At 68.5% G+C, this 23,917-nt stretch carries 16 protein-coding genes; 12 read left to right on the plus strand and 4 right to left on the minus strand.

All coding sequences use genetic code 11. The annotated features are described in order from the left end of the window. The first annotated feature begins 13 nt into the window (after positions 1-13). Together HQQ79_RS15300 and HQQ79_RS15305 are read left to right on the plus strand one after the other, a co-directional pair. Entirely contained in the window at positions 14-1,819 is a 1,806-nt protein-coding gene (locus HQQ79_RS15300; protein ID WP_173035450.1) for a histidine-type phosphatase, read from the plus strand. A 330-nt stretch (positions 1,820-2,149) separates the two neighbouring features. Beyond that, positions 2,150-6,007, plus strand: coding sequence for a TIM-barrel domain-containing protein (locus HQQ79_RS15305; protein WP_216852631.1), 3,858 nt, complete (start codon positions 2,150-2,152; stop codon positions 6,005-6,007). Positions 6,008-6,257: 250 nt separating this feature from the next. Here HQQ79_RS15305 and HQQ79_RS15310 read toward each other — a convergent pair whose 3' ends face one another. The 3 genes from HQQ79_RS15310 to HQQ79_RS15320 form a co-directional block, all read right to left on the minus strand. Next, positions 6,258-7,046, minus strand: a complete 789-nt coding sequence (locus HQQ79_RS15310) for a helix-turn-helix transcriptional regulator (RefSeq protein ID WP_173035453.1) — start codon at positions 7,044-7,046, stop codon at positions 6,258-6,260. 156 nt (positions 7,047-7,202) lie between these two features. Further along, positions 7,203-8,123 (minus strand): zinc-binding dehydrogenase, encoded by a 921-nt coding sequence (locus tag HQQ79_RS15315; RefSeq protein ID WP_301952589.1) that lies wholly within the window; start codon positions 8,121-8,123, stop codon positions 7,203-7,205. Between the two features lie 81 nt (positions 8,124-8,204). Then, on the minus strand, positions 8,205-9,242 hold the full coding sequence (locus HQQ79_RS15320; RefSeq protein ID WP_173035457.1) for a LacI family DNA-binding transcriptional regulator: 1,038 nt from the start codon (positions 9,240-9,242) through the stop codon (positions 8,205-8,207). A gap of 182 nt (positions 9,243-9,424) precedes the next feature. Between HQQ79_RS15320 and HQQ79_RS15325 the strand changes: the two genes are divergently transcribed. From HQQ79_RS15325 to HQQ79_RS15360, 8 genes are all read left to right on the plus strand, one after another. Next, the gene (locus HQQ79_RS15325; RefSeq protein ID WP_173035460.1) at positions 9,425-10,675 is read left to right on the plus strand and encodes an extracellular solute-binding protein; all 1,251 of its coding nucleotides are present in this window, start codon (positions 9,425-9,427) and stop codon (positions 10,673-10,675) included. A 35-nt stretch (positions 10,676-10,710) separates the two neighbouring features. Beyond that, complete coding sequence (locus HQQ79_RS15330) at positions 10,711-11,688, plus strand: carbohydrate ABC transporter permease (protein WP_173035462.1); 978 nt, start codon at positions 10,711-10,713, stop codon at positions 11,686-11,688. A gap of 1 nt (position 11,689) precedes the next feature. Then, on the plus strand, positions 11,690-12,505 hold the full coding sequence (locus tag HQQ79_RS15335; RefSeq protein WP_367948112.1) for a carbohydrate ABC transporter permease: 816 nt from the start codon (positions 11,690-11,692) through the stop codon (positions 12,503-12,505). A gap of 48 nt (positions 12,506-12,553) precedes the next feature. After that, on the plus strand, positions 12,554-14,476 hold the full coding sequence (locus HQQ79_RS15340; protein WP_173035464.1) for a glycoside hydrolase family 127 protein: 1,923 nt from the start codon (positions 12,554-12,556) through the stop codon (positions 14,474-14,476). Positions 14,477-14,605: 129 nt separating this feature from the next. Further along, positions 14,606-16,333, plus strand: coding sequence for a CBM35 domain-containing protein (locus tag HQQ79_RS15345; protein WP_173035466.1), 1,728 nt, complete (start codon positions 14,606-14,608; stop codon positions 16,331-16,333). Positions 16,334-17,170: 837 nt separating this feature from the next. Then, positions 17,171-17,974 (plus strand): hypothetical protein, encoded by an 804-nt coding sequence (locus tag HQQ79_RS15350; protein ID WP_216852632.1) that lies wholly within the window; start codon positions 17,171-17,173, stop codon positions 17,972-17,974. Further along, entirely contained in the window at positions 17,974-19,152 is a 1,179-nt protein-coding gene (locus HQQ79_RS15355) for a sensor histidine kinase (protein ID WP_173035470.1), read from the plus strand. Before HQQ79_RS15350 ends, HQQ79_RS15355 begins: the two co-directional genes overlap by 1 nt. Further along, on the plus strand, positions 19,149-19,811 hold the full coding sequence (locus HQQ79_RS15360; RefSeq protein WP_173035471.1) for a response regulator transcription factor: 663 nt from the start codon (positions 19,149-19,151) through the stop codon (positions 19,809-19,811). Before HQQ79_RS15355 ends, HQQ79_RS15360 begins: the two co-directional genes overlap by 4 nt. Before the next feature lie 91 nt (positions 19,812-19,902). On the opposite strand, the gene HQQ79_RS15365 is transcribed toward HQQ79_RS15360, so the two are convergent. After that, entirely contained in the window at positions 19,903-21,585 is a 1,683-nt protein-coding gene (locus HQQ79_RS15365) for a 2-isopropylmalate synthase (RefSeq protein ID WP_254066350.1), read from the minus strand. Between the two features lie 279 nt (positions 21,586-21,864). Between HQQ79_RS15365 and HQQ79_RS15370 the strand changes: the two genes are divergently transcribed. Both HQQ79_RS15370 and HQQ79_RS15375 read left to right on the plus strand, forming a co-directional pair. Further along, positions 21,865-22,533, plus strand: coding sequence for a FadR/GntR family transcriptional regulator (locus tag HQQ79_RS15370; protein ID WP_173035472.1), 669 nt, complete (start codon positions 21,865-21,867; stop codon positions 22,531-22,533). Positions 22,534-23,257: 724 nt separating this feature from the next. Next, positions 23,258-23,590, plus strand: coding sequence for a hypothetical protein (locus HQQ79_RS15375; protein ID WP_176709612.1), 333 nt, complete (start codon positions 23,258-23,260; stop codon positions 23,588-23,590). The last annotated feature ends 327 nt before the right edge of the window (positions 23,591-23,917 follow it).

The following is a 23,917-nucleotide window of genomic DNA, read 5'->3' on the forward strand; positions in this document are numbered from 1 at the left end:
TACCGGAGGCCCCATGAACACCCGCACCGCGCTGTCCTGCATCGCCGTCGCTGCCCTCGCCTCGCTGATGCTCGGAGCACCGGCACACGCCGGCGAGGCCAGCTTCTACAGCAGCAAGCAGCCCTACATCGCCCCCACCCAGTCGGACATCGACGCCTACTCGCCGGCACCGACGGGCTACGCACCCGTCGCCACGGAGTCGGTCGCCCGCCACGGATCCCGGGGGCTCTCCGCGTACAAGTACGACGCGCTGCTGCACCGTCTCGCCGCGACCGCGCAGGCCGAGAACGGGTTCCTGACGCCGGAGATCGGGAAGGAGTTCTCCGCGAACCTCGATGCCATCACCGCGGCGAACGTCGCGAACGGCTACGGCATGCTCACCGGTCAGGGCGCCGCCCAGCACCAGGGCATCGGAGCACGAGCCGCGCAGCGCAACAAGCAGCTGTTCGCAGCTGCGGCGAAGACGGGCGGGCGAGTGGTCGCCGAGACCTCGGGTGAGTCTCGCGCCACGGAGTCGGGCGAGAACTTCTTGCGGGGCTTCGGGGCCGCGGGCGTGAAGCTCGAACCGCGGCCTGATCTGCTCTACTTCCACGACGTCGAGAACCCGGACGGCACCGACAAGGCCGAGGGGTCGCCCGAGCGCGAGCGCGCCCAGGCGTACGAGGACTACGTCGCCGCGCAGACCGGTGACGGCGGCACGATCGCGGCGGCCTTGCAGTACATCGAGGCGAAGCCGCGATCCGTCGAAGCGGCGAACGATCTGCTCTCCGGCATCTTCACGCCCGGGTTCATCGCTGCGATCGGCACGGACAAGGCACACACCTGGTACAACACTGCCGACGGCTCGAAGGGCGGCGCGGTGGCGTGCGCGCCCGGCGCCGACACCAAGGCCGATCCCGATGCCTGCGGCGATCCGAAGAAGTCGATCAAGAGCACCGTCGACGCGGCGATGTCGCTGTACAACCTGTACATCATCGCGGCCGACATGCAACAGGAGAACATCGCTCCGCACGCGTTCGACTTCGCCCAGTACTTCGCTGGCCGGCCGGCGGATGCCGAGTGGTTCGCGTACCTGCTCGACGCCGAGGACTTCTACGAGAAAGGCCCGAGTCTCGCCGGGCACGATGAGACCTACTCGATCGCCGAGCCCCTGCTCGACGACTTCTTCGCCACGATCGACGCCCGCGTCGCTGGTGGTGACGTGGTCGCGACCTTCCGCTTCGCGCACGCCGAGACGATCATCCCGTTCGCAGCGCTGCTGCGTCTGCCGGGTTCCACCGTTGCCGCGCCCGACAACGCTGCTCCGACCTCGGACGCCGACGTCTACGACGACGCCACCAACCCGTGGCGAGGCTCCCAGGTGACGCCGATGGCGGCGAACGTGCAGTGGGACGTCGTGGCACGAGCAGGCATCGACCCGGCTACGGGAGCGGCCTACACGCCGCTCGTGCGCATGCTCTACAACGAGCGGGAGATCGCGTTCGCCTCCGGTTGCCGTGCAGTCGCCGCAGGTTCGCACTGGGTGAAGGAGACCGAGCTCAAGCACTGCCTGACCGGCACGGCGATGACCGAGAGCCCGCTGATCGCTGCAGCCACGCCAGGACCGACCGCGACGCCCACCGCGGAGCCCGCGCCGACCCCGACCGTGACACCGGCGACCCAGGGTGCCGGCACACCGACGACCCCGGCGACGGCGACGGGCACGCTGGCCGCGACCGGAGCGGAGTCACCTGTCGGACCGGCGTTGCTCGCGACGCTGCTCCTGCTGGCCGGTGCCGGGACCCTGGCGCTGCGTCGCCGGCGCCGTCACACCGAGTGACACGGACGCGGATCCGCGGCTTCTCGACATGACCAGCCGGTACCGGCGCCCCGCGCCAGCGGGGTGACTGCCGGACTGGAGGCACGGCGCCACCTGGCACCGCGCCTCCAGTCCGTCAGCGTCTCGAGTCCACGGCCGCGGACGACGCGACCACGCCGCTCACCAAGGCGGCGCAAGCCGCGAAACGAGCCGACCCCCGGCTGCCCCTTCCTCGGAAGCCGTCCTGGTCGTATGGTTTACAGCGTTGTAAACGGGCCGCCGCAGGGACGGCCCGCTGGTCACGGCCGTTGCACGGCCCGATGGACGACGACGTCCACGAGGAGCACCCACTTGCGCCCCATCTCCTTCCGATCCCGAAGGCTGCGCCGTGCGCTGTCGTCGGGCATCGTCGCTGCGACCGCCCTCGGCACGCTCGGGATCGCCGCGATCCCTGCCGCCGCGGACCCCGCAGCCGACCGCACCGTCGTCTCGGGCCAGGCCCGGTTCGAGGTGCTCTCCCCCACCCTGATCCGCACCGAGTACGCGGGTGACTCGCAGTTCACCGACGGCAGCACCTTCAACGTCATCGGCCGCGACGACTTCGCACCCACGACGTTCACGAAGACCGAGCGGGACGGCTGGCTGACCCTCGACACGGGCGCGATGACCGTCCGGTACATGGAGGGCTCGGGGGCCTTCACGCAGGACACCCTGCGGACCACCGTGACCACGGCGTCCGGGCAGCGGGTCACCGGCACGCCGTGGGTGTCGACGCCGACCCCCTCGTGCACGATCGGGTCGCTCTGCGAGGCCGAGGCGCTCGGACTCACCGGCCTGTCCCTCGCGACGGACCACGCGGGCTTCACCGGAGCCGGGTTCGCCGCGGGCTTCGAGTCCGTCGGCAACGCGATGACCTTCACGACCACGGCGGCACGTGCCGGCTCGTACGACCTGGCCCTGCGCTACGCGAACTCGCAGGGCGGCGACGGCCAGGTCGCCACCCGCACCCTCAGCGTGAGGGTCGACGGCGGTGCCGCGAAGACGATCCGGCTCGCACCCGGCGCGAACTGGGACGACTGGAAGACCACCGCTGCCACGACGCTCGACCTGACGGCGGGCGAACACAGCGTGCGCATCGAACGCACCGCGGACGACTCCGGCCGGGTGAACGTCGACAGTCTGGCCCTGGTCAGCACCGGCGCCGCCTACCCGGCACCGTCGACCACGGTCACCGGCGAGGACTGCGCGTTCGAGACCGTGTGCCAGGCCGAGGACTCGGCACGCACCGCTCCGGCGACGACCGCCACGAACCACAACGGCTTCGCCGGGGACGGCTTCGTCGCCGGGTTCGAGCGTGCCGGGGCGCAGCTGACGACCCACGTCACCGGGGTGCCGGCCGCGGGCGACTACGCCCTGCAGGTCCGCTACGCCAACGGCTCCGCCGCGACGCCGACGCTCACCGCGGCCCCGACCGGTCAGCAGGCCACCACTGCACCGCTCCCGAAGACGAGCGGCTGGGACTACTGGAACACCGCCACCGTGCCGGTGCACCTGGCCGCCGGCACGAACGACGTCGTGATCGGGTGCCCGACCGTGGCGAACAACTGCAACGTGAACTTCGACACCGTCGCCGTGGTCGACACCGCGTCGCCGGTCCTCGCCGCACATGCACCGCTCGGCGGGTACCGACGCGACCTCGACACCGCCAACGGATCGGTGAAGACGAACCCGGGTCTGCTCTACCAGGACGGCTGGTCGCTCCTCGACGACAGCGCCTCGGCGCTGTACGACCAGGCGACCGACACCGTCACCCCCGCCGACGACCACGGCGGCGAGCGCTACCAGGACGGCTACGTCTTCGGGTACGGCAGCGACTACCGCCACGCCCTGCAGGAGCTCGCCGTCCTGACCGGTCCGACGAAGATGCTCCCCCGCTGGGCGTACGGCGTCTGGTACTCCGAGTACTACGACCGATCACAGGCCGACTACCTGGCGATCGCGAAGCAGTTCGACGACGAGGACGTCCCCGTCGACGTCATGGCGATCGACACCGACTACAAGATCGGCAGCCCCACCAACCAGGGCGACAGCAAGTGGAACGGCTGGTCGGTCGACCCGTCCCGGATCCCGGACATGACCGGCCTGCTGGCCGACTGGCATGCCGAGGGCATCCACAACACCCTCAACATCCACCCGTCGATCTCGAGCCAGGACCCGCGGTTCGCGAAGGCCCAGGCCACCGCGAAGGGCAAGCTCACCAAGGGCGACGGTGACCGGTACCTGTTCGACTGGTCCGACCCCGACCAGCTCAAGGCCTACTTCGACCTGCACACCTCGCTGCAGCCGAAGGGCGTCGACATGTGGTGGCTCGACTGGTGCTGCAGCGAGAACTCGAAGTACTCCGCGAACGGCGTCACCCCCGACGCGTTCATCAACCAGCAGTACGCGGAGTACACGGACCAGGCGCTCGGCGGCCGCGGGCTCGCGTTCTCGCGGGCGTACGGCTCGCTGACGGCCGGTGGCTACGGCAACCCGCAGGCGGTCCCGACCGGCCCCTGGGCGGACAAGCGCACGACCGTGCACTTCACCGGCGACACCACGTCGTCGTGGGACATGCTGCTCGCCGAGGTCGGCTACACCCCCGGTGAGTCCGCCGCGACCGGTCTGGCCTCGGTCAGCCACGACATCGGTGGCCACAACGGTGCGCAGTACGGCATCGAGGGCGCCGAGGAGGGCACGACCCAGCTGCCCGAGGACCTCTACGCCCGCTGGGTGCAACTCGGCACCTTCCAGCCGATCGACCGCCTGCACAGCAACCACAGCGACCGACTGCCGTGGCAGTACCCGGCCGCTGCCGAGGCGTCGGCGAAGCGGTTCCTGAACCTCCGCGAGGCCCTGGTCCCCCTGACCTACACGCTCGCCGCCCAGGCCACCGAGACGGGCACCCCGATCCTGCAGCCGCTCTACCTGCAGTACCCCGAGGCGCAGGAGTCCTACGCCCAGGCCGGCTCGGAGTACCTGTACGGCCCGGACGTGCTCGTCGCCCCGGTCACCACCGCGAACGACGACTCCGGCAAGGCGACCCGCTCGGTCTGGTTCCCGGCCGGCAGCTCGTGGACCGACTGGTTCACCGGTGAGACGTACGCCGGAGGCACCACCGCCGACGTGACGACCGACCTGAACAGCATGCCGGTGTTCGTGAAGAGCGGCGGCATCGTCCCCACCCGCTCGGAGCAGGTCGGGAACGACGCCGCACCGCTCGACGCCGTCACCCTGACGGTGGCGACCGGAGCGAACGGTTCGTTCGACCTGCACGAAGACGCCGGTGAGGACAGCGCCGAGGACAGCGCCGCTGACGGCGCCGCGAAGTCGAGCGCGATGACCACGGCCGCCGCGTCCGCGAAGGCCACGGCGGGCAGCGCCTCCACCGCCGTCCGCTACACGCAGCAGGCGACCGGCGGCTCGCTCGCCATCGCCCCCGCCGACGGCTCCTTCGCCGGCCAGGTGCAGGGCCGCTCGTGGACGGCGACGTTCACGAACGCGGACCGCCCCCGCACCGTCACCATCGACGGACGCGTGATCGCGGACACCGCCTGGACCTACGACGCCGACACACGCACCATCAGCGTGCCGGTCGACGAACGGTCCGTGACGAAGCGCACGGTCGTCGCCTTCAGCAGCAAGGCGGCGGCGACCCCGGTCCTGCGGGTCGAGTCGCCTCGGGTGGACGCGGGCGACACGCAGACCGTGACCGGCACCGGGTTCCCGGCCGACACCGACGTGGCGCTGGCGACCGCGCCACGCATCGGTGGTGCCACCGCGCACACCGACGCGAGTGGTGCGTTCTCGGCCGACCTGCGGGTGCCGGGCACGGCGTCCGGTCGGGTGACGGTCACCGCGTCGGTCGACGGTGTGGCCCTGGCTCGGGCCGCCTTCACCGTGGTGGCTGCGGCTGCTCCGGCGCCGACCACCTCGCCGGGTGCTGGCACGCCGGGCAGCGGCGCTCCGGCGCCGGGTGACAACGGATCCGGTGCACCGGGCGCGGCAGCGCCGGGCAACGGCGGCGCGGACGCCGGCAGCGACCCGGGCGGCGCACTGGCCTGGACGGGCGCGAACCTGCTCCCCCTCGGGCTGCTGGCGGCGGCACTGCTCGCGGCCGGTGGACTCGTGTGGACGCTGCGGAGCCGGCGACGCCGCGCGCGTGCCTGAGCCCGCTTGAGCGGTCACCCGTCACGGACGGATGACGGACGGGAGGTGGGCCCCACCAGCCGGTACCGGCGCACCGCGCCAGCGGGGTGACGGCCGTGCCTGGAGGGACGTGGCCAGCTGGCATCGGGCCTCCCGTCCGTCCGTGGTCGCGCTGCAGATCCCCGATCGCCGGACCGCGATGCGGCGGCTGCGGCTGCGGGCATCGCCCGCTCGTTCGCGTGCGCCGCGTCCGCTCTGCCGCTGATCGACGTCAGGATGGCGACGGAGGAGCCACCTGCGTCTGTGCCTGGAGGAACGCGACCGCTGCAACACTCTCGGGCGAGGAGGGGAACAGTGGCGTGATCGTCAGTCCGTCCGTCCCCGGGACGACGAGGAGCTCCCACTCGAAGTCGAGCCGCCCGAACGGCGGCACGTCCTGGACGAACGTGCCGTTGGTCAGGATCGCCACGTCGTGCCGTTCCCAGAGGTCCGCGAACTCGGCAGAGCGCGTCATCAGCCCCCTGAGCACCTCGCGCATCCGGTCGTCGCCGGGGTCGGCGCTGAGCCGGAAGACAGCGACGATCTGCGCGGCCCGTGCACGCCATTCCTCGACCGGGTACTTCGCGCGGCAGGCCTCGGAGAACACGTACTCGATCCGGTTCTGCCCACGGCTGAGGACGCCGCCGCCGATCGCTTCGCACAGTGCGTTCGACGCGACGATGTCGAGGTTCCGATCGGCGACGAAGACCGGGGTGCCGTCCCAACGGCGCACGAGCCGTCGGAGTTCGTCGCCGCTCAGCTGCCGGCCGCGCACCGTGGCAGCGGGTGCCGGAGCAGGTTCCGCCACGCTCCTGAGGTACGCCGCGCCGTCGGCGTCCAGTCGCAGGGCGCGCGCCAGGGCCGCGATCACCTGGGCCGAGGGCACGTGCTCCCGGCCCTGCTCCAGCCGCACGTAGTACTCCGTGCTGATGCCAGCGAGCTGCGCGACCTCGGTCCGCCGGAGGCCCTGGACGCGGCGTCGGTCGTCCGCGGGAAGGCCGACGTCGGACGGGCTGGGCACGGGCAATCGCGCTCCGGTCCGAGCGCTAGGGCAACGCTCCAGGACCGGAGCATCGATGCTCACCAACGAGCCTTGGTCGAAAGACCAATCGGGTGTGTAAACACCCCACCCCATCGCCGCAGCAACAATCGTGACGTACAGCCTGAGGCCATGTTCCTAACTGTTGGGGGTGATGGCGATCTTGCCGTGAACGTGGCGGGTTCGTTGATGGGCGACGGCGTCGCGGAACTGCTCGAGGCTGTACACGGCTGCGATGGGGATTCGCAGCTCACGCTTGCCGATCAAGGCCAGGAGACGGTCGAGTGCGTCCACGCGAGCGTCGGAGCCATTGACCGGAACGACGCCGGCGGGTGGATCCTCGGCTTCGATGGTGACGACGCGGCCGGATGGCACGCCCAATCGGATCGCTGTCTCGGCGGTGTCGGTTGCGTGCAGATCGGCGGCAGCCGCGACGCACACATCTGACGCAGCGATTGCGGCAGCGAGACCAGTGCCGTAGGTCGCGGGTGCTGCGCCGAGGGAACGTATGAAGTCGTGGGACGCCGCCGAGCCGGTCCCGATCACATGGGCACCATCGCGGACGAGCAGTTGCGTCAGGATCGAACCGACGCCGCCGCCGGCACCGCCGACGAGGACCGTCTCGCCGGGCTGCGCGGCCAGGACGTCGGAAACAGCCGACGCGGTTCGTCCGGCGATGTCGAGAACTCCGGCCTCGAGGTCGGAGACGCCGTGCGGTGTGGGGTGCAAGCTCGGATGGTTCTGATCGAGGGTGATCGAGGTTGCGACGGCAAGGCCACGCGCTCCGCCGAAGACTCGGTCTCCAACACGCCATCGCGTCACGGCCGGGCCGATCTCGGATATCGTGCCCGCGAAGTCGTTACCGAACCCCATAGGCACGTCCAACCCGCGCTCGGCGGCGAGCGTTCTCGATTCAACGATCTGCCAGTCCACTGGGTTCAGACCGGCCACGGTGACGCTGATGCGAACCGCGGATGCTGCAAGCGGGCGAACCCTTGCGGGCCGGAGTGCAAGGTCGGCGACGTCACCAAATCGGTCGAGTACAACAGCTGAGTCCATGCCAGCTCAAGCAGCCCGGGGTCCGAGCACTATTCCCGTGTGTCGCTGTGTGTCAGGGCCTCATCGGCTCCAGGCCGTAGGTCACGAGGCGCCAGTCCTCGACTCGACGAGGCGTGCGTCGGTCGACCCGCGGACAATGAGCTGCACAGGGTTCCTGACTCGTCCACGTCGCACTTTGCCATCGATCGTGTCCACGAGAGCCTCCGCTGCGAGCCGGCCGAGTTCTTGCAGGTTCATGTCAATGCTGGTCAGCTGTGGTCGCGCCCCCTCGACGAGGACGTCCCAGTTGTCGAACCCGATCACGGCGACGTCATCAGGAATTCGGCGTCCGGACTCGCGGACGGCGTCCATGACTCCGCGCCCGATGTGGTCGCTTCCAGCTATGACAGCATCGATGTCAGGGTGTCGTTCAAGCAGACGGCGTGATGCCTGTCGTCCCCATGCCTCGTTCCACGCCCCGAACACCATGCCAGGGCTCCCGACGAGTTCGAGGCCGTGTTCTTCCATCGCCGCGGCGACGCCCCGCAGCCGGTCTCGTGCAGCCGAGTAGGTGTCTTCGCCGTTCACGATGCCGATCCGGGTACGACCTGTAGCGACGAGGTGCTCCACGGCCAGGCGGCCAGCGAGCTCATTGTTCGGTTCGAACGACAAGTCTTCCTCGTCGGATGACGGTGCGTAGACGTAGACGACCGGAACGTTCGGCTTGGACTGCATCGGTGAGCGCGGGTTCGTGGTGCGGCCGACGACGAGGACGCCGTCGACGCGCCTGGTCAGGAGTGACTGCAGCTGCAGCTGCTCGCGGAGCAGGCTGTCGCGCGCGTCAGCGAGCAGCACGGAGAGCGAGCCGGCACCGAAGGCGTCCTCCGCGCCGAGCAGGATCGGCAGGACGAATCGATTGTCGAGGTCGCTGGTCAACATGCCGATGGTGTTCGTCGAAGCCCTGTTCAGTGCACGGGCAAACGGGTTCGGGCGGAACGAGAGCTCGGACGCTGCGGCCAGCACCGCCTCCCGTGCTCGTGCACTGACGTGCGCCCTCCCGTTGAGGGCCTTCGATGCCGTCGCAACGGACACTCCCGCAGCGCGCGCCACGTCCGCCAGCGTGGCTGGGTCGTTGTCCATGCTCCACCCTTCTTCGAAACCAGTTTACGAGATGTGTTGACAGTCGCGCAGAATCCGTCCTACATTGCTCCCGAAACCGGTTTCGGTTCTGCTCGATGGCGAGAACGTGTTCCTCTGTCGACGGCGCGGACCGGTCACCCGACCACTGCGATCACGTCGCATTCAGAGAGGAACCCGTGATCATGCGCACCAAGACCTTCTTGCGGATCACCGCCATCGCCGCAGCCGCGGCGTGCACCGTTGCCGGCTTGAGCGGTTGCTCCGCCTCGTCGACCGGCTCGAGCTCGAACGCCGCGAAGGGCACGTACACGTTCTGGGACCCGTACCCCCAGTACGACGCGTCGTCCGCCTGGGGCAAGCTCGTTGCCAAGTGCGGTACCGACGCTGGCGTCACCGTCAAGCGGACGGGCTACGACACGTCCGACCTCACGAACAAGGCACTGCTCGCCGGCCAGCAGGGCAAGTCGCCCGACGTCCTCCTGGTCGACAACCCGGTCGTGTCCACCCTCGCGAAGTCCGGCATCCTGACCGACACCGGCACGAACGGCTTGTCCACCGGATCGATCGCGAAGAACATCCTCGGCGCGGGTGTCATCGACGGCAAGACCTACGGCGTCCCGATCGGCGCGAACACACTGGCGCTCTACTACAACCCCAAGGTGCTGCAGAAGGCCGGCGTCGACGTCTCCTCCGTGAAGGACTGGGCGTCGCTGACGGCCGCGCTCGCCAAGGTGAAGGCATCCGGCGGCAAGGGCATCACGTTCTCCGGCATCAACACCGAAGAAGGCTCGTTCCAGTTCCTGCCCTGGTTCTGGGGCTCCGGCGCTGACCTGACGAAGCTCGACTCGTCGAAGGCCGAGGCTGCACTGGCCCTCTGGAAGGGATGGATCGACAAGGGGTACGCCCCGAACTCCGTGATCCAGAACACCCAGACCACCTCGTGGCAGGAGTTCCAGTCCGGCGACTTCGCGTTCGGCGAGAACGGGACCTGGCAGAAGGACTCGGCGAAGCAGATGAACGCCGGGGTGATCACGATCCCGGCCGAGGACGGCGGCGCCGCTCCGGTGCCGACGGGCGGTGAGTTCTTCACCATCCCGGTGCAGAAGGTCACCGCTCGCTACGCGGTCACGAAGAAGATCGTGTCCTGCCTGTCCTCGGGCGACAACGTCGTCACGACCGACAACACACTGAACTACATCACCGCGTCCACGAGCCTGCAGGACAAGCAGCTCGCCGCGGACCCGTCGCTGAAGACCTGGGTCGAAGCGGTGCAGGCAGCCAGGGCGCGCACGGGTGACAACCTCGGCGTGCGGTACCCGGTCATCTCGGAGCAGCTGTGGACCGCGGTCCAGAAGGCGGAAAGCGGCTCAGCCTCTCCGAGCGCAGCGCTCCAGGCAGCACAGCAGACCGTCGCCTCGAAGACCTCGAACTGACCCGCACGACAACGATCACGGAAGCCGACTGAACCATGACGACCGACACGACGTCACTGCGACCGTCGGCTGCGCGCGCCGGCGCCGGGGCGGAGACCACCTCCGCCCCGGCCCGCGCTCGACGCCCCCGCGCGCAGCGACGTGCACAACTCACGGCATGGGCGTTCCTCGCCCCCGTCGCCATCTACCTGGTGCTCTTCTACGCGTACCCCCTCTACAAGAACGTCGAACTGAGCCTCCGCCAGTACACAGTGACGTCGTTCATCAGCGGCGACGCCCCGTTCGTCGGGCTCGAGAACTTCCAGGCTGTGTTCACCAACCCGACGTTCCCGCCCGCGATCTGGCACACGGCGGTGTTCGTCCTCGTGTCGATCGCTGTCCAGTTCGCCCTGGGCCTCGCGCTCGCGGTCTTCTTCCACAACCGATTCCCGTTGTCGGGGCTCCTCCGAGCGCTGTTCCTGGTGCCGTGGCTGCTGCCGCTGCTCGTGTCCGCGTCGACCTGGTCGTGGATGATGAACAGCGATTCCGGCATCGTGAACGCCTTCCTCGAGTCCGCCGGGATCGGACAGATCAACTGGCTCACCTCGCCGACCTGGTCCCTCATCGCGGTCCTCGTCGCGAACATCTGGATCGGCATCCCGTTCAACCTGGTGATCATGTACTCGGGCCTGCAGGGGATCCCGGAAGAGCTCTACGAGGCGGCGTCGCTCGACGGTGCGAACGGCTGGCAGCGGTTCTGGCGCATCACCTTCCCGCTGCTGCGTCCGGTCACCGCGATCACCCTGCTGCTCGGCTTCGTCTACACCCTCAAGGTGTTCGACATCATCTGGATCATGACCAAGGGCGGCCCGGCTGGGTCGAGCACGACCCTGGCGATCTGGGCCTACCAGCTGGGCTTCGGCAATCTGCTCCCCGACTTCAGTTCCGCCGCGACCGTGGGCAACGTCCTCATCCTCGTCGCCCTGGTCGTCGGTCTCGTCTACGCGCGCATGCAGCGCCGTCTGGAGGTGTGACGTGCTCCGTCGTCCCTGGTGGCAGACCACCCTCGGCATCGTCCTCACCGCGGTGATGCTGTTCCCCGTGTACTGGATGATCAACGTGTCACTGACGCGCGACCAGGACATGCGGAAGAGCCCGCCGAACCTGTTCCCGATCGACCCGACCCTGCACGGGTACACGACGGTACTCGGGCAGCAACTGCCGTTCCTCGGCACCAGCCTCGTGGTCGGCCTCGGCACGGTCGCCCTCACGCTGGTGCTCTCCGCTCCGGCCGCGTACTCGCTCGCGAAGCTCAATCCCCGGGGCGGCGGCGCGATGAGCTTCGTCCTGCTGATCGCCCAGATGATCCCGGCGATCATCATGGCGATGGGCTTCTACACGATCTACGTGAAGCTCGGGATCCTCGACACCGTCTGGGGGCTGATCCTCGCCGACTCGACGATCGCGGTGCCGTTCGGTGTCCTCATCTTCTCGGCGTTCATGCGCGGGATCCCGGACGAGCTGCTCAACGCGGCGCGGATCGACGGCGCGAACTCGTGGCGCACGTTCACCTCGATTGTGATGCCGGTCAGTCGGAACTCGCTCGTCACGGTCTCGCTGTTCTCGTTCCTCTGGGCGTGGTCGGACTTCCTGTTCGCCAACACACTCGACGGCGGTGGCGACGCCAAGCCGATCACCCTCGGCATCTACGCCTACATCGGCAACAACAACCAAGAGTGGAACTCGATCATGGCGACGGCCGTCGTCGCGTCGATCCCCGCGGCCGTCCTGCTCGTCCTCGCTCAGCGCTACGTCGCGGCCGGGGTCACAGCCGGCGCCGTCAAGGACTGACCGGTTCCCCATTCCCGCCCACTCCAGTCGCACCTCGAAGGAACCCCCATGTCACTGACGCACACCACCGCACCGGCGTCCGGACCGGTCTCACCCTCGTCCTCAACGCTCCGACCGCTGCCCCTCGGCGCGGTCCGGCTCGTCGGCGGGTACTGGGCTGAGTGGCAGCAGCGGAACGCCGACACCGTGCTCGCGCACTGCGAGACCTGGATGGAGCGGATCGGCTGGGTCGGCAACTTCGACCGCGCTGCGAGCGGGGAACCGTTCGAGCACGCGGGCATCGAGTTCGTCGACTCGGAGGTGTACAAGCTCCTCGAGGCGATGGCGTGGGAACTCGGCCGGACGGGCGACCAGGCTCTGGCGGACCGCTACGACCGGCTCGTCGACCGTGTCGCCGCGGCGCAGGAACCCGACGGCTACTTGCACACGAGCTTCGGCAGAACCGGCCAGCCCGAGCGGTGGTCGAACCTCGAGTGGGGGCATGAGCTCTACAGCATGGGGCACCTGATCCAAGCGGCCGTCGCCCGGCTCCGCACAGCCGGCGGCGGGCGGCTGGTCGACGTGGCCGTCCGGCTCGCTGACCACCTCGTCGAGGTGTTCGGGGACGGCGGACTGAACGCCGTGTGCGGTCACCCAGAGATCGAGCCGGCACTCGTCGAGCTCGGGCGGGCGACCGGCGACCACCGGTACGTCATGCTCGCGCGGACCTTCGTCGAGCGCCGCGGGCGGGGGCTGCTCCGGCCGATCGCGTTCGGGCCGGAGTACTTCCAGGACGATGTGCCGGTGCGCCGTGCCACGGTGCTCCGCGGACACGCTGTCCGAGCGCTCTACCTCGCCGCGGGGGCTGTCGACGTGGCAGTGGAGACCGGCGACGTCGATCTCCTGCGCGCAGTGGAACGGCAGTGGGAGAACACCGTCGCCCGACGCACCTACCTCACCGGAGCGATGGGCGCGCACCACCAGGACGAGGCGTTCGGCGCCGACTTCGAGCTGCCACCGGATCGCGAGTACGGCGAGACCTGCGCGGCCATCGCATCGAACATGCTGTCGTGGCGCCTGCTGCTCGAGAGCGGGGACTCGAAGTACGCGGACCTCATCGAACGGACGCTGTACAACGCCGTGATGGTCGCGCCGCGCGAGGACGGTCGCGCGTTCTTCTACGCGAACACCATGCACCAGCGCGTCGAAGGGACGGCCCCGCCGGAGGGTGAGATCAGCGCCCGAGCGCTGTCGAGCCTGCGCGCACCGTGGTTCGAAGTGTCGTGCTGCCCGACGAACCTGGCCCGCACTCTCGCGAGTGTCGAGTCGGTCTTCGCGACGATGACGGACACCGGATTGCAGCTGCACCAGTACGGCGACTTCGACGTGGACGTCACGCTGCCCGGAGGGACGCCGATCGGCTTCGAGGTGCGCTCCGGCTGGCCGTACGACGGCGACGTGGTGCTCACCGCGACGACCTCGACGGACGCCCCGGTCGTGGTCGAGCTGCGGGTGCCGGCGTGGGCCGAGGGCGCCGAGCTCGAGACACCGGAGGGCCGGCGCTCCGTGCCTGCCGGCCGGCGGGTCACCATCGAGCGGGCTTTCTCGGCGGGGGACCGCCTGACCCTCACCGTGCCCGTCCGCGCACGCATCACCGTGCCGGACCCGCGGATCGACGCCGTGCGCGGCACCGTCGCCGTCGAGCGCGGTCCCCTCGTCTATGCGCTCGAGTCGACCGACCTCGGGCACGACGTCCGCGACGTCCGCGACGTCCGCGACGTCGTCATGATGCCGGAGGTCCCGGTCACTGACCATGGTGCGGACGACGTGCGCGTCGCGGTCGCGACCCGATCCGTCGAAGCCGGGTCGGGCCTCCCCTACGGCGATCCGGAGACCGAGACCACCTTCGTCGACACAGTCCGGCTCGTGCCGTACGCCACCTGGGGCAACCGCGGACCGTCCACGATGCGGGTCTTCATCCCCACCATCTGACCTGCCGCGCCGCCGGGTGCCTGATCTCCCCGGCGGTGCGGGTCGGGGCGGCCTGCGCCCCATCCGACAGCGGCCGACCGTCGGCCGCCGACCGGACCCGAGACGGTCATCCAGATGCAAAGGAGCATCATGCACTCGCTCATCCGCCGATCACGCCGATCAGTCCCGTTCCTCGCCGGGGCCACGGTCCTCGCCACCGTCCTCGCCGGTGCCGCCCCGGCACACGCGGACACCAACACGCTCGTCGTGAACGCGGCCGGGTCGCTCGGCCCGGTCACGCACGTGGCATCTGGTGGGCTGTACGCCCTCGCGACGAACACCACGCCTGACCCGTCGCAGCTCCCACCGCTGCACCTGAGCCAGCTCACGCAGCCCGCTCCTGGCGTCCAGCAACTCGGCAACGGTGCCACGACGCCAACCGGGGACGCGCTCAAGGTCGCCGGCAGCGCCACCGACGTCGGCGCGCAGGTCACCATCCGGATGCCTGACGTCTACAACGGATTCCCGTACCAAGGCGTGACGGTGCCGGACTACCTGCAGAAGGTCGACACGATGGTCAAGGCGCGGCTCGCCGCGACCTCCACCACGAACCTCAACGGGTGGGAGCTCTGGAACGAACCGGACGGCACCTGGGACACGAACACGAACGGGCCGTTCAACGACGCCTGGACGCAGATCTACCGTGAGGTCAAGAAGTACGACACCGTCACGCCGATCGTCGGTCCGAGCATCAGCCAGTACAACCACGCGACGATGCTCGCGTTCATGCAGAACGCCGTGGCGACCGGCACCGTTCCGGACGTGACGAGTTGGCACGAGCTCGACAGCGGTGCGAACGGGTGGAACCGCATCACCGGAGACGTCACCGACTACCGCGCGATCGAGAAGACACTCGGCATCAGCCCCCGGCCGATCTCGATCAACGAGTACGCCGCACCCGACCAGGTCGACGTCGCGAGTGCCTCGCTGCACTACATCGCACAGTTCGAGCGTGCGGGCGTGCGCGACGCCGAACGTGCCTACTGGTTCGAGTCCGGCACGATGAACGGGCTGCTGTACAACGACAAGCCCACCGCGAGCTACTGGATGTACAAGTGGTACGGGGACATGGCTGGCCGGATGTTGCCGGTGCAGTCGTCGAACTACCTCGACGGCATCGCATCTCTCGACAGCACCCGAAAGGTGGCGAACGTGGTCTTCGGCGGACAAGCCGGCGACACCGCAATCCGGATCGACGGGCTGAGTGGGTTCGGCACGAGCGTCCAGGTGACGCTCAACCACACGCCCGGCAGCGGTCGTACGACGAACGTCGCAGCACCGGAGACGCTGTCCACGCAGACCTTGCCGGTGACGAACGGGTCCGTGACCATTCCTGTCTCGCCCAACTCGGACTACCAGGGTGCCTACCAGGCGGTCGTCACCCCGACGGCCGGCCCGGTGTCGACCTGGCAGCAGACCTACGAGGCCGAGAACGCCACCGTCGTCAACGCCCAGCGGTTGACGAGCGCCACAGCGTCGAACGGCGGGTACGTCGGACGCATCGACGGAACGGGTGACCCCCGGACGGACAGCTTCGTCGACTTCCTGGTGAACGTCCCGACCGCCCGCAGCTACACCATGTCGATCCGGTACGCGAACGGCGGGAGTGCCCCGTCCACCCAGGGGCTGGCCTACAACAGCAGCGCGTTCCAGACGGTGTCGTACCCCACGACGGGAGCTTGGGGGAACCCGTCGGGAACGGTGCAGACGACCGTACAGCTGCGCGCCGGGTCAAACGTGATCCGGCTGGCGAAGGGGTCGCCGAACTTCGCGGGCGGCACCGGGTACGCCGAGCTGGACTCGATCACCCTGCGGTGAAAGACCGGTCGCCGGTCGTCCGTTCGGGTCGGACGGCCGGCGGCCCCACATTTGCAGAGATCACGGTGCCGGACTCTGATGCGCTGGCGAGTGCTCGGACGCGCTGCCGTTGAGCTCTTCATGCGAGCCGCGACGAAGTGGCACGGCATCGCCGAGCACGAGGTCGGCGTACATCGATTCTTCGTTCAGAACCCCGACGGATACCTTGGATACCGGACACCCTCGGGAAACCGAGCCGATGACATTCGGCAAACCCCAGCTCGGCCTTGGAAGGTGGTGGGACGCAGTGGAATCCGCTCGCGCCGGAACCGAACGTGTCCGACTTCGACCGCAGCTAGCAGCAACTCCCTTCCAGCGTGACCATCAGCCCGGCCAAGGCCCAATACACCGGGATCGGTTATATCTGGTTCCAATCGTCGCGGTTGTCTTGTTCGGCTCGATGGGCTTCGCCCTCTGGGGACGCTGACTCGCAGGACATTGGGCGTGCGGGAAGTGGTCGGTCCCAGCCCCAAGGAGCGCCAACCCACCCTCCCCCGTCGACCTGAGCCGAACCCGTCTGCCGATTGGCGTTCGCAGAATGCGGCCCTGCGCGGCGCCCGCAACGGGCGGAGATCTTGCGTCCTCGAAAGACCCGCATCAGCGGACGTCACTGAGCCCAGCGGGAATCGAGCAAGGAACACCTCCGCGCAACCGTGCTGGTTCGTGCGCCGGGTCCTCCTCGAGGAGGAGCCTCGCCCACCTCACATCTCGTGATCGAAGAGGACGCGGCGACGTGGTCGCGCTCCCTACCGTTGTCTCGTCGGGATGCGCCCGACGTGGTGGAGGGTGATGATGACGATGACGAACACGCCGGCAACTGTGGATCGCCGTGGGGTGGTGTGGTTCACGTTGGCAGGAGCGCTGACGATCGCAGTGGTCGTCTGGCCGGCCGCGATCGCCGGTTGGGCCTCGGGGACAGACCTGTCCGTCGCGGCGCTTCCCGGAGCCGTGGCCTCGGGGTTCGCGCAGTGGGTGGGGTCCGGGCGGACGTCGAGTTCGCCGTTGGCCGCCGCGGTGTCGTACTGGACCGTGTTCCACATCGTGAAGGCGATCGTCGCGGTCGCCCTGCTGGTCGTCTTGGTCCCGGTCGGGCAACGTGTCTGGACCGCGTTCGCACGGGCACGATCGCGGAGGCGTCGCTTCGGGCTGTTCCTGGTCGGTGTCCTGGGCGCTCCGATCGCCCCGGTCGTGCTGCTGGTCGTGATGGCGAACGTGCAGGGTGCAGTGGCGCCGCTGTCATCTGTGCTGACCTTCCTCCCGATGGACGGCGCCTCGGTGCTCCAGGTCCGCAGTGAGCTCGCGTCCGGGACGATGACCCCGCCGTTGGCCGCGCTCATCGAGGACTTCCGCCGCTACCACGCGGCGCTCGTCGTGACCGCGGTTGCCGCGATCGTCGTGGTCGTCGCCGGGACAGCGGCGATCTGGGTGCAGCGGGCCCGGACCCCGAAGGCCGATCGGCGTCTCCGCCGGGTGCTCGCCGGCGGTGGGATCCTGCTCCCCGGGATGCTGTTGTTCCTCGGGATCGTGCTCCTGGCGAACCTGTCAACCGTCGCGGACACGGCACCCGCCCTGGCCGCGTTCTTCGACGGCAGCGGAATGTGATGGTCCTCGGTCACGACCGCACGGTGCGGCAGTGGTGGCGGGCGCACCCGATCGTCGCGGACACCGTCATCGCCGGCGCTCTCGCCGTCGCGGTGACACCGCAGCTGGTCTTCCACGCCCGGGCCGGTGACCCGCTGCTCGTGGCGTACGTCACGCTGTCGCTGGCGATGATCGCGCCGCTGAGTGTGCGTCGACGATGGCCGATGGCTGTCTTCCTCGGCATCAGCGTCGTCGCTGCCGTGCAGTGGTCGATCGGGGTGCAGCTCGCTGCGGACGCTAGCGTGCTGGTGGCGCTGGCGACGGTCGCCGCCCACCGCCCGGTGCGGGACACCGCGGTCGCGGTCGGGATCGCCGAGGGGGGTGCGGTGGCCGCGTCCGTCACGTGGCCGCACGGGCTCCACGTCACCGAGATGCTGACCGTCCTCACCGTGTTCGTCCTCGCGGCGACCGCGTGCGGTGCCTCGGTCCGCAACCACCGCCGCGTGGTCGCGGTTCTGCAGGAGCAGAGCGCTCGGGCACAGCGTGAACGTGAACAGCAGACGCTGCTCGCGGTCGCCGACGAGCGCAACCGCATCGCTCGGGACATGCACGACGTCATCGCCCACGGCCTCGCCGTGATCGTCACCCTCGCGGCAGCCAGCACCGGCAGGGCGACTCGGCAACCGGAGCGCGTGGACGAGGCCGTCGAGTTGATCGAACGCACCGCCCGCACGGCCCTTGCCGACACCCGTCACGCGGTCGGGACGATCCGAGCGAACGATGGACTGCTACCCACGCCAAGCATCGACGGGGTACCGGCGCTGCTCGAACTCGTCACCGCAGCCGGGCTGCGCGCCACACTGCAGACCCACGGCGCCGTCGACCGAGTTCCGGCAGCGATCGGGGTCGCCGTCTACCGGGTGACCCAGGAGGCCATCACGAACACCCTCAAGCACGCGAGTGCGACCACGTTCACCGTGACCATCACGGCCTCGCGAGACGAGCTCGTCCTCAGCATCGAGGACGACGGCACCGGAGGCACGCTCGAGACCCGAGCCGGAGGCTTCGGGCTGGTCGGGATGGAAGAACGCGTCACCCAGCTCGGCGGCATCCTCGATGCGGGACCCGATGGCACCCGCGGATGGCGGATCGCTGCTTCGATCCCCCTCGCCGTCCAGCCGGGAAGAGCACGAGCATGACCATTCGCGTGCTCCTGGTCGACGACCAGGCCCTCATCCGGATGGGGTTCCGGCTCATCCTCGACGACACAGAGGACATCACGGTCGTCGGCGAGGCCCCGGACGGGCGGAGCGCCATCCGTCGGGCGAACGCACTTCGCCCGGACGTGATCCTCCTCGACATCAGGATGCCCGGCATGGACGGCCTCGAAGCCACCGGACGACTCCTCGTCGATGACCCCGACGCGAAGATCCTGATCCTCACCACCTTCGACCTCGACGAGTACGCCTACCGGGCGCTCCGTGCCGGTGCCAGCGGATTCCTGTTGAAGGACGCGCCGGTCGCCGAGCTCCTCGCGGGCGTCCGCGCCGTCGCTGCCGGCCATGCCGTGACCGCGCCCCGCATCACGCGGCTCCTTCTCGACCGCTTCGCACCGCAACTCCCCACCGGGCCGCTGCAGGCACCGGACGGGCGCGCACTCCCGAACCTCACCCAGCGGGAGAACGAGGTGCTCCTCCTCGTCGCGAAGGGCCAGTCGAACGCCGAGATCGCCGCAGGGCTCGGCATCGGTGAAGTCACTGTCAAGACCCACGTCGCCGGAGTCCTCACCAAGCTCGGCCTCCGCAACCGCATCGCGGCAGCGATCTACGCCCACGAACACGACCTCACCCGGACCTGACCGATGGCGAGTTCCGCTTGGATCGAATCGAGGACTGCACCAAAAACCCGTCCTGGTGAGTACGGCTAGGCCGAAGGAGCGTGATGGCTGTTCACCGCGCGAGTGCCCCGGTTTCACCTGCTGTTGAGTTCATGATGGCGGTCAACGAGGCGGTGAGGACTGACCGGTCCTTACCTGCGACCCACGCCGTACGCGGCCCGTGGCGGTATTCGACGAGGGTGATGGCCTCGCTGTTGTTGCCGGCGCTGGTGCTGGTCTGGTGGAGGCTCAGGATCTCGACAGGGACCCCGTTGAGTGCGAGTGCCGCGGTGAGTGCTTCGACGGGGCCGATGCCGTCGTGGCTGGTGGTGTTCTCGATGCCGCAAGCGCGGAGGGTGATGGTGGTGTTCTGGCCGTTCGTGCCGAAGGCGACGAGTTCGATCGACGCCTCGACCGGGGTGGCGAGGTAGGTGGTGTGGAAGATGTTCCAGAGCTGTTCGGCGGTGACTTCGCTGCCGGTCTCGTCTGTGTGCTGTTGGACGTGTCGGGTGAAATCGATTTGGAGGCGGCGCGGGAGTTCGATGCCGTACTCGGTCTCCAGCAGGTAGGCGATGCCGCCCTTGCCCGATTGTGAGTTGACTCGGATGACCGCGTCGTAGTTGCGTCCGATGTCGGCGGGGTCGATGGGCAGGTACGGCACCCGCCACGCGATCTCTGACTCGGGTCGGTCTTCTGCCGAGGCGCGGGTGCGGTGTTCGGCGAAGCCTTTCTTGATCGCGTCCTGGTGGGTGCCGGAGAACGCAGTGTGAACGAGATCTCCGACGTAGGGGTGACGGGGATGGATCTCGATGCGGTTGCTGTCCTCGACGGTGCGGCGGATCTCGTCGATGTCAGAGAAGTCGATCATCGGGTCGATGCCCTGCGCGTGGAGGTTCAGGGCGAGGGTGGCGAGGTCGACGTTCCCGGTGCGTTCGCCGTTGCCGAAGATGCAGCCTTCGACGCGTTGCGCGCCGGCGAGGACGGCGAGCTCGGCGCAGGCGACACCGGTGCCACGGTCGTTGTGCGGGTGCACGGAGAGGATCACCGCGTCTCGACGGGCGAGGTTCTTGTGCATGTACTCGATCTGGTCGGCGTACACGTTCGGCGTGGCGATCTCGACGGTGGCGGGCAGGTTGAGGATGACGGGGCGGTCCGGTGTTGCATCCCACAGTCCTGTCATGGCGTCGCAGATCTCGAGGGCGAAGTCGGGTTCGGTGAGGTTGAACACCTCGGGCGAGAACTCGAACCTGACGTTCGGCAGCTGCCCGGCGAACTGCAGCACGTCTCGGCCGCCGGCGAGGATCAGCTCCTTCAACCCGTCGCGGTCCTGGCCGAGGACGAGGTCGCGCCAAGTGGGAGCGGTGGCGGTGTACATGTGGATCACGACGGGGTTCCGGATCCCACGGATGGACTCCACAGTGCGCTCGATGAGCTCCCGACGTGCCGGCGTGAACACCACGATGGTGACGTCATCAGGCGCAACGTCCGTCTCGGCGATGAGGCGGACGAAGTCGTAGTCCGTCTGCGAGGCTGAGGGGTAGCCCACCTCGATCTCCTTGTAGCCCATCGCGACCATGAGCTCGAAGAAGCGCCGTTTGCGGGCCGGGTCCATCGGCTCAGCCAAGGCCTGGTTGCCGTCGCGAAGGTCCACTGGCACCCACAGCGGTGTCGCTGTCAGCCGGTTCCGCGGCCAGTCACGTTCAACAAGTGGCACATCGACACGGGAGTACACGTCCCGGTATCGGTGCGAGGGCATCTGCGAATGCCGCTGCCGGTTCCACGCCGGCGTGTCGGCCGGGATCGGACCTACGGGGGTGGAAATGGTCGGGAAGGTGCTGCTGGCCACGGTTCGGTTCCTGTCCGGGTCGTTCGGATGTGATCGACCGGCGCGCGTTGCGGCTCCACGTCGGGGAGCCGGTCTGGCTACGCCCCGCCGTGGCAGCGAAGGAGAAGGAACCAGGAGGTGGACACAGGTCGAACCTAGCACAACTCCACAGACAAGTAGAGAACTTGGTGTTGATGGGAGGATGGCCGCATGACAATGGTGCGCCGCGAATCCCTTGCCGAGCAGGCCGCCGAGCTGCTCCGTGCCCGTATCCGGGACGGGGAATGGGAGATCGGCGGGAAGCTGCCGGGCGAGACGACCCTCGCCCCGCAGCTCGGCGTCGGCCGATCCACCACACGGGAGGCGATCCGCATCCTCGCCGGCCGCGGCATCCTCACCACTCGCCAAGGATCCGGGGTATTCGTCACTGCTACCGATATCCCTGAAAGCTGGGATGCCGTCCTTCAACGTGCCGACGTCGTTGCGGTCATCGAAGCGCGCACCGCGATCGAAGTTGAAGCCTCCGCACTGGCCGCCGAACGCCACTCGGCGGCCGAGCTGACGGCGCTGCGCGAAGCGTTGCGCGAACGGGAGCAGTACCGCGCCGACATCGGAGCGCATGTCGAGACCGACATGGCGTTCCATCGCGGCATCATCGTCGCGGCGCAGAGTCCGGTCCTGCTGGAGCTCTTCGACAGCTTCGCGCCCCGCAGCCGCCGGGCCATGTCCGACATGCTCCGCCTCCGCGGTCACCACGGCGATGACGGCGACCAGGGCGTCCACGAACGCATCTACGAAGCAATCGCATCACGCGACGTCGAAGCCGCCGCCGGGCTGACTCGCACCCATCTCCGCGTGCTCATAGGGCTGCTCGGCTGACTCCACCAACTACCTCGCAGCCAACAGCAGCTGGCGCTCGCTCTCGTGTGCCATCTGCTGCTTGCTTCCGGTTACGAACAGAAGCTCTGTGTGTTACCGCGTCTCAGGATTGGCTACCGGCGCATGCGATCCGTCGAGTACGCAGCGGTGGCGTACCTCCCACCCTGCGGCACATCCAGGTCGAGGACTTCGCGAGTCGGGCCCAAGTCGGACGCTCCTTCGACGTCATGGCTGACGTCCAGTTGGGGTAGTCCAACCAGACACGGCACTCAGCTGATGCCACTTCGTAACCCTGAGGGGGCTGTATCCCGAACTTCCCTGCTGTTAGACAAGGAGCGCGTCTTGGGGTCGGTTGCGAGGGGTAGCCGCGGCGCTGCATGAAAGGCCAACTATGCCTGTCCAAGCGAAGACCACTCTGGCGGCTGCTGCAGCCGCCTGCGCACTCGTCGCGACATCGCTGTTCGCGGTGGCACCCGCCTCCGCTGCAACTGTCCCGGCATCCGTGTACAGCTCAGCCCTGTCCGAGGGAGCCCCGGCGGACGCTCCCGCATACGACCCATCAGTTCCCGCTCCTGGTCCGGATGACCTCACCTGGTCTGAGGTTCCGTCCGCCGGAAACGAGACTGCGAGCTTCTCTGCGCCGCCGACATCGGGATCCGTAAGCACCCAGGCAACATCACCGATCGCAGCAGGAGGCCAGCGCTGCACCATCGATACGGGCAACGTGTACAAGCGAGCGTCCGGTGGCAAGTTCCCCTACGGGGCAGTCGGTGGACATCCCGCAACGCAGTGCACCGTCATCATGGTGCGGATCTCACAGACCACAGACATCTACAAGACTGTGTGGTGGGGGCTCCAGAAGGTAGCTGGCCCATTCAACTCGGTCAACGTCGGTCAGGGGCGCCTCCAGCAGACCTCACCCATCCGCAAGTGTGATGACCTCCGCAAGACCACCTTCCGGATGATCGTTCGCAGCACCGGTACGTTCCCCACCGGCACCACCGGAACCGCTTCGGCGTACGAGGAAGCCAAGCTCTCCTGCGGCACCAATCCGTGAAACGGAACTGGGAGGGGGCCACCGCCTCCTCCCAGTTCTCGGGCTAGTCACCCTCGGGCGTGAACTCGACGTGGCCGGGCCCATGGTCGTATCGGTAGCCAACAGCGAAGCGCGAGTAGATGACTCCCTGCGGGAATCGTGCTTCTACCTCGTCGCTGAACTTCGACGCTTCGGACTCAGTCGCGAAGACACCGAGCACCGTGTTGTGTGGTGACTCGTCATGCAGCACGATCCACACCCCTGCGGGCGACGGGGTTTCGCTCCTGCGCCGGCTGCTTCGCGACTTCCACACCAATCAAGCATCGCGCTCCCCCACCCGCCCTGCAA

This window comes from Curtobacterium sp. VKM Ac-2852, from assembly GCF_013205045.1.
Taxonomy (GTDB): domain Bacteria; phylum Actinomycetota; class Actinomycetes; order Actinomycetales; family Microbacteriaceae; genus Curtobacterium; species Curtobacterium flaccumfaciens.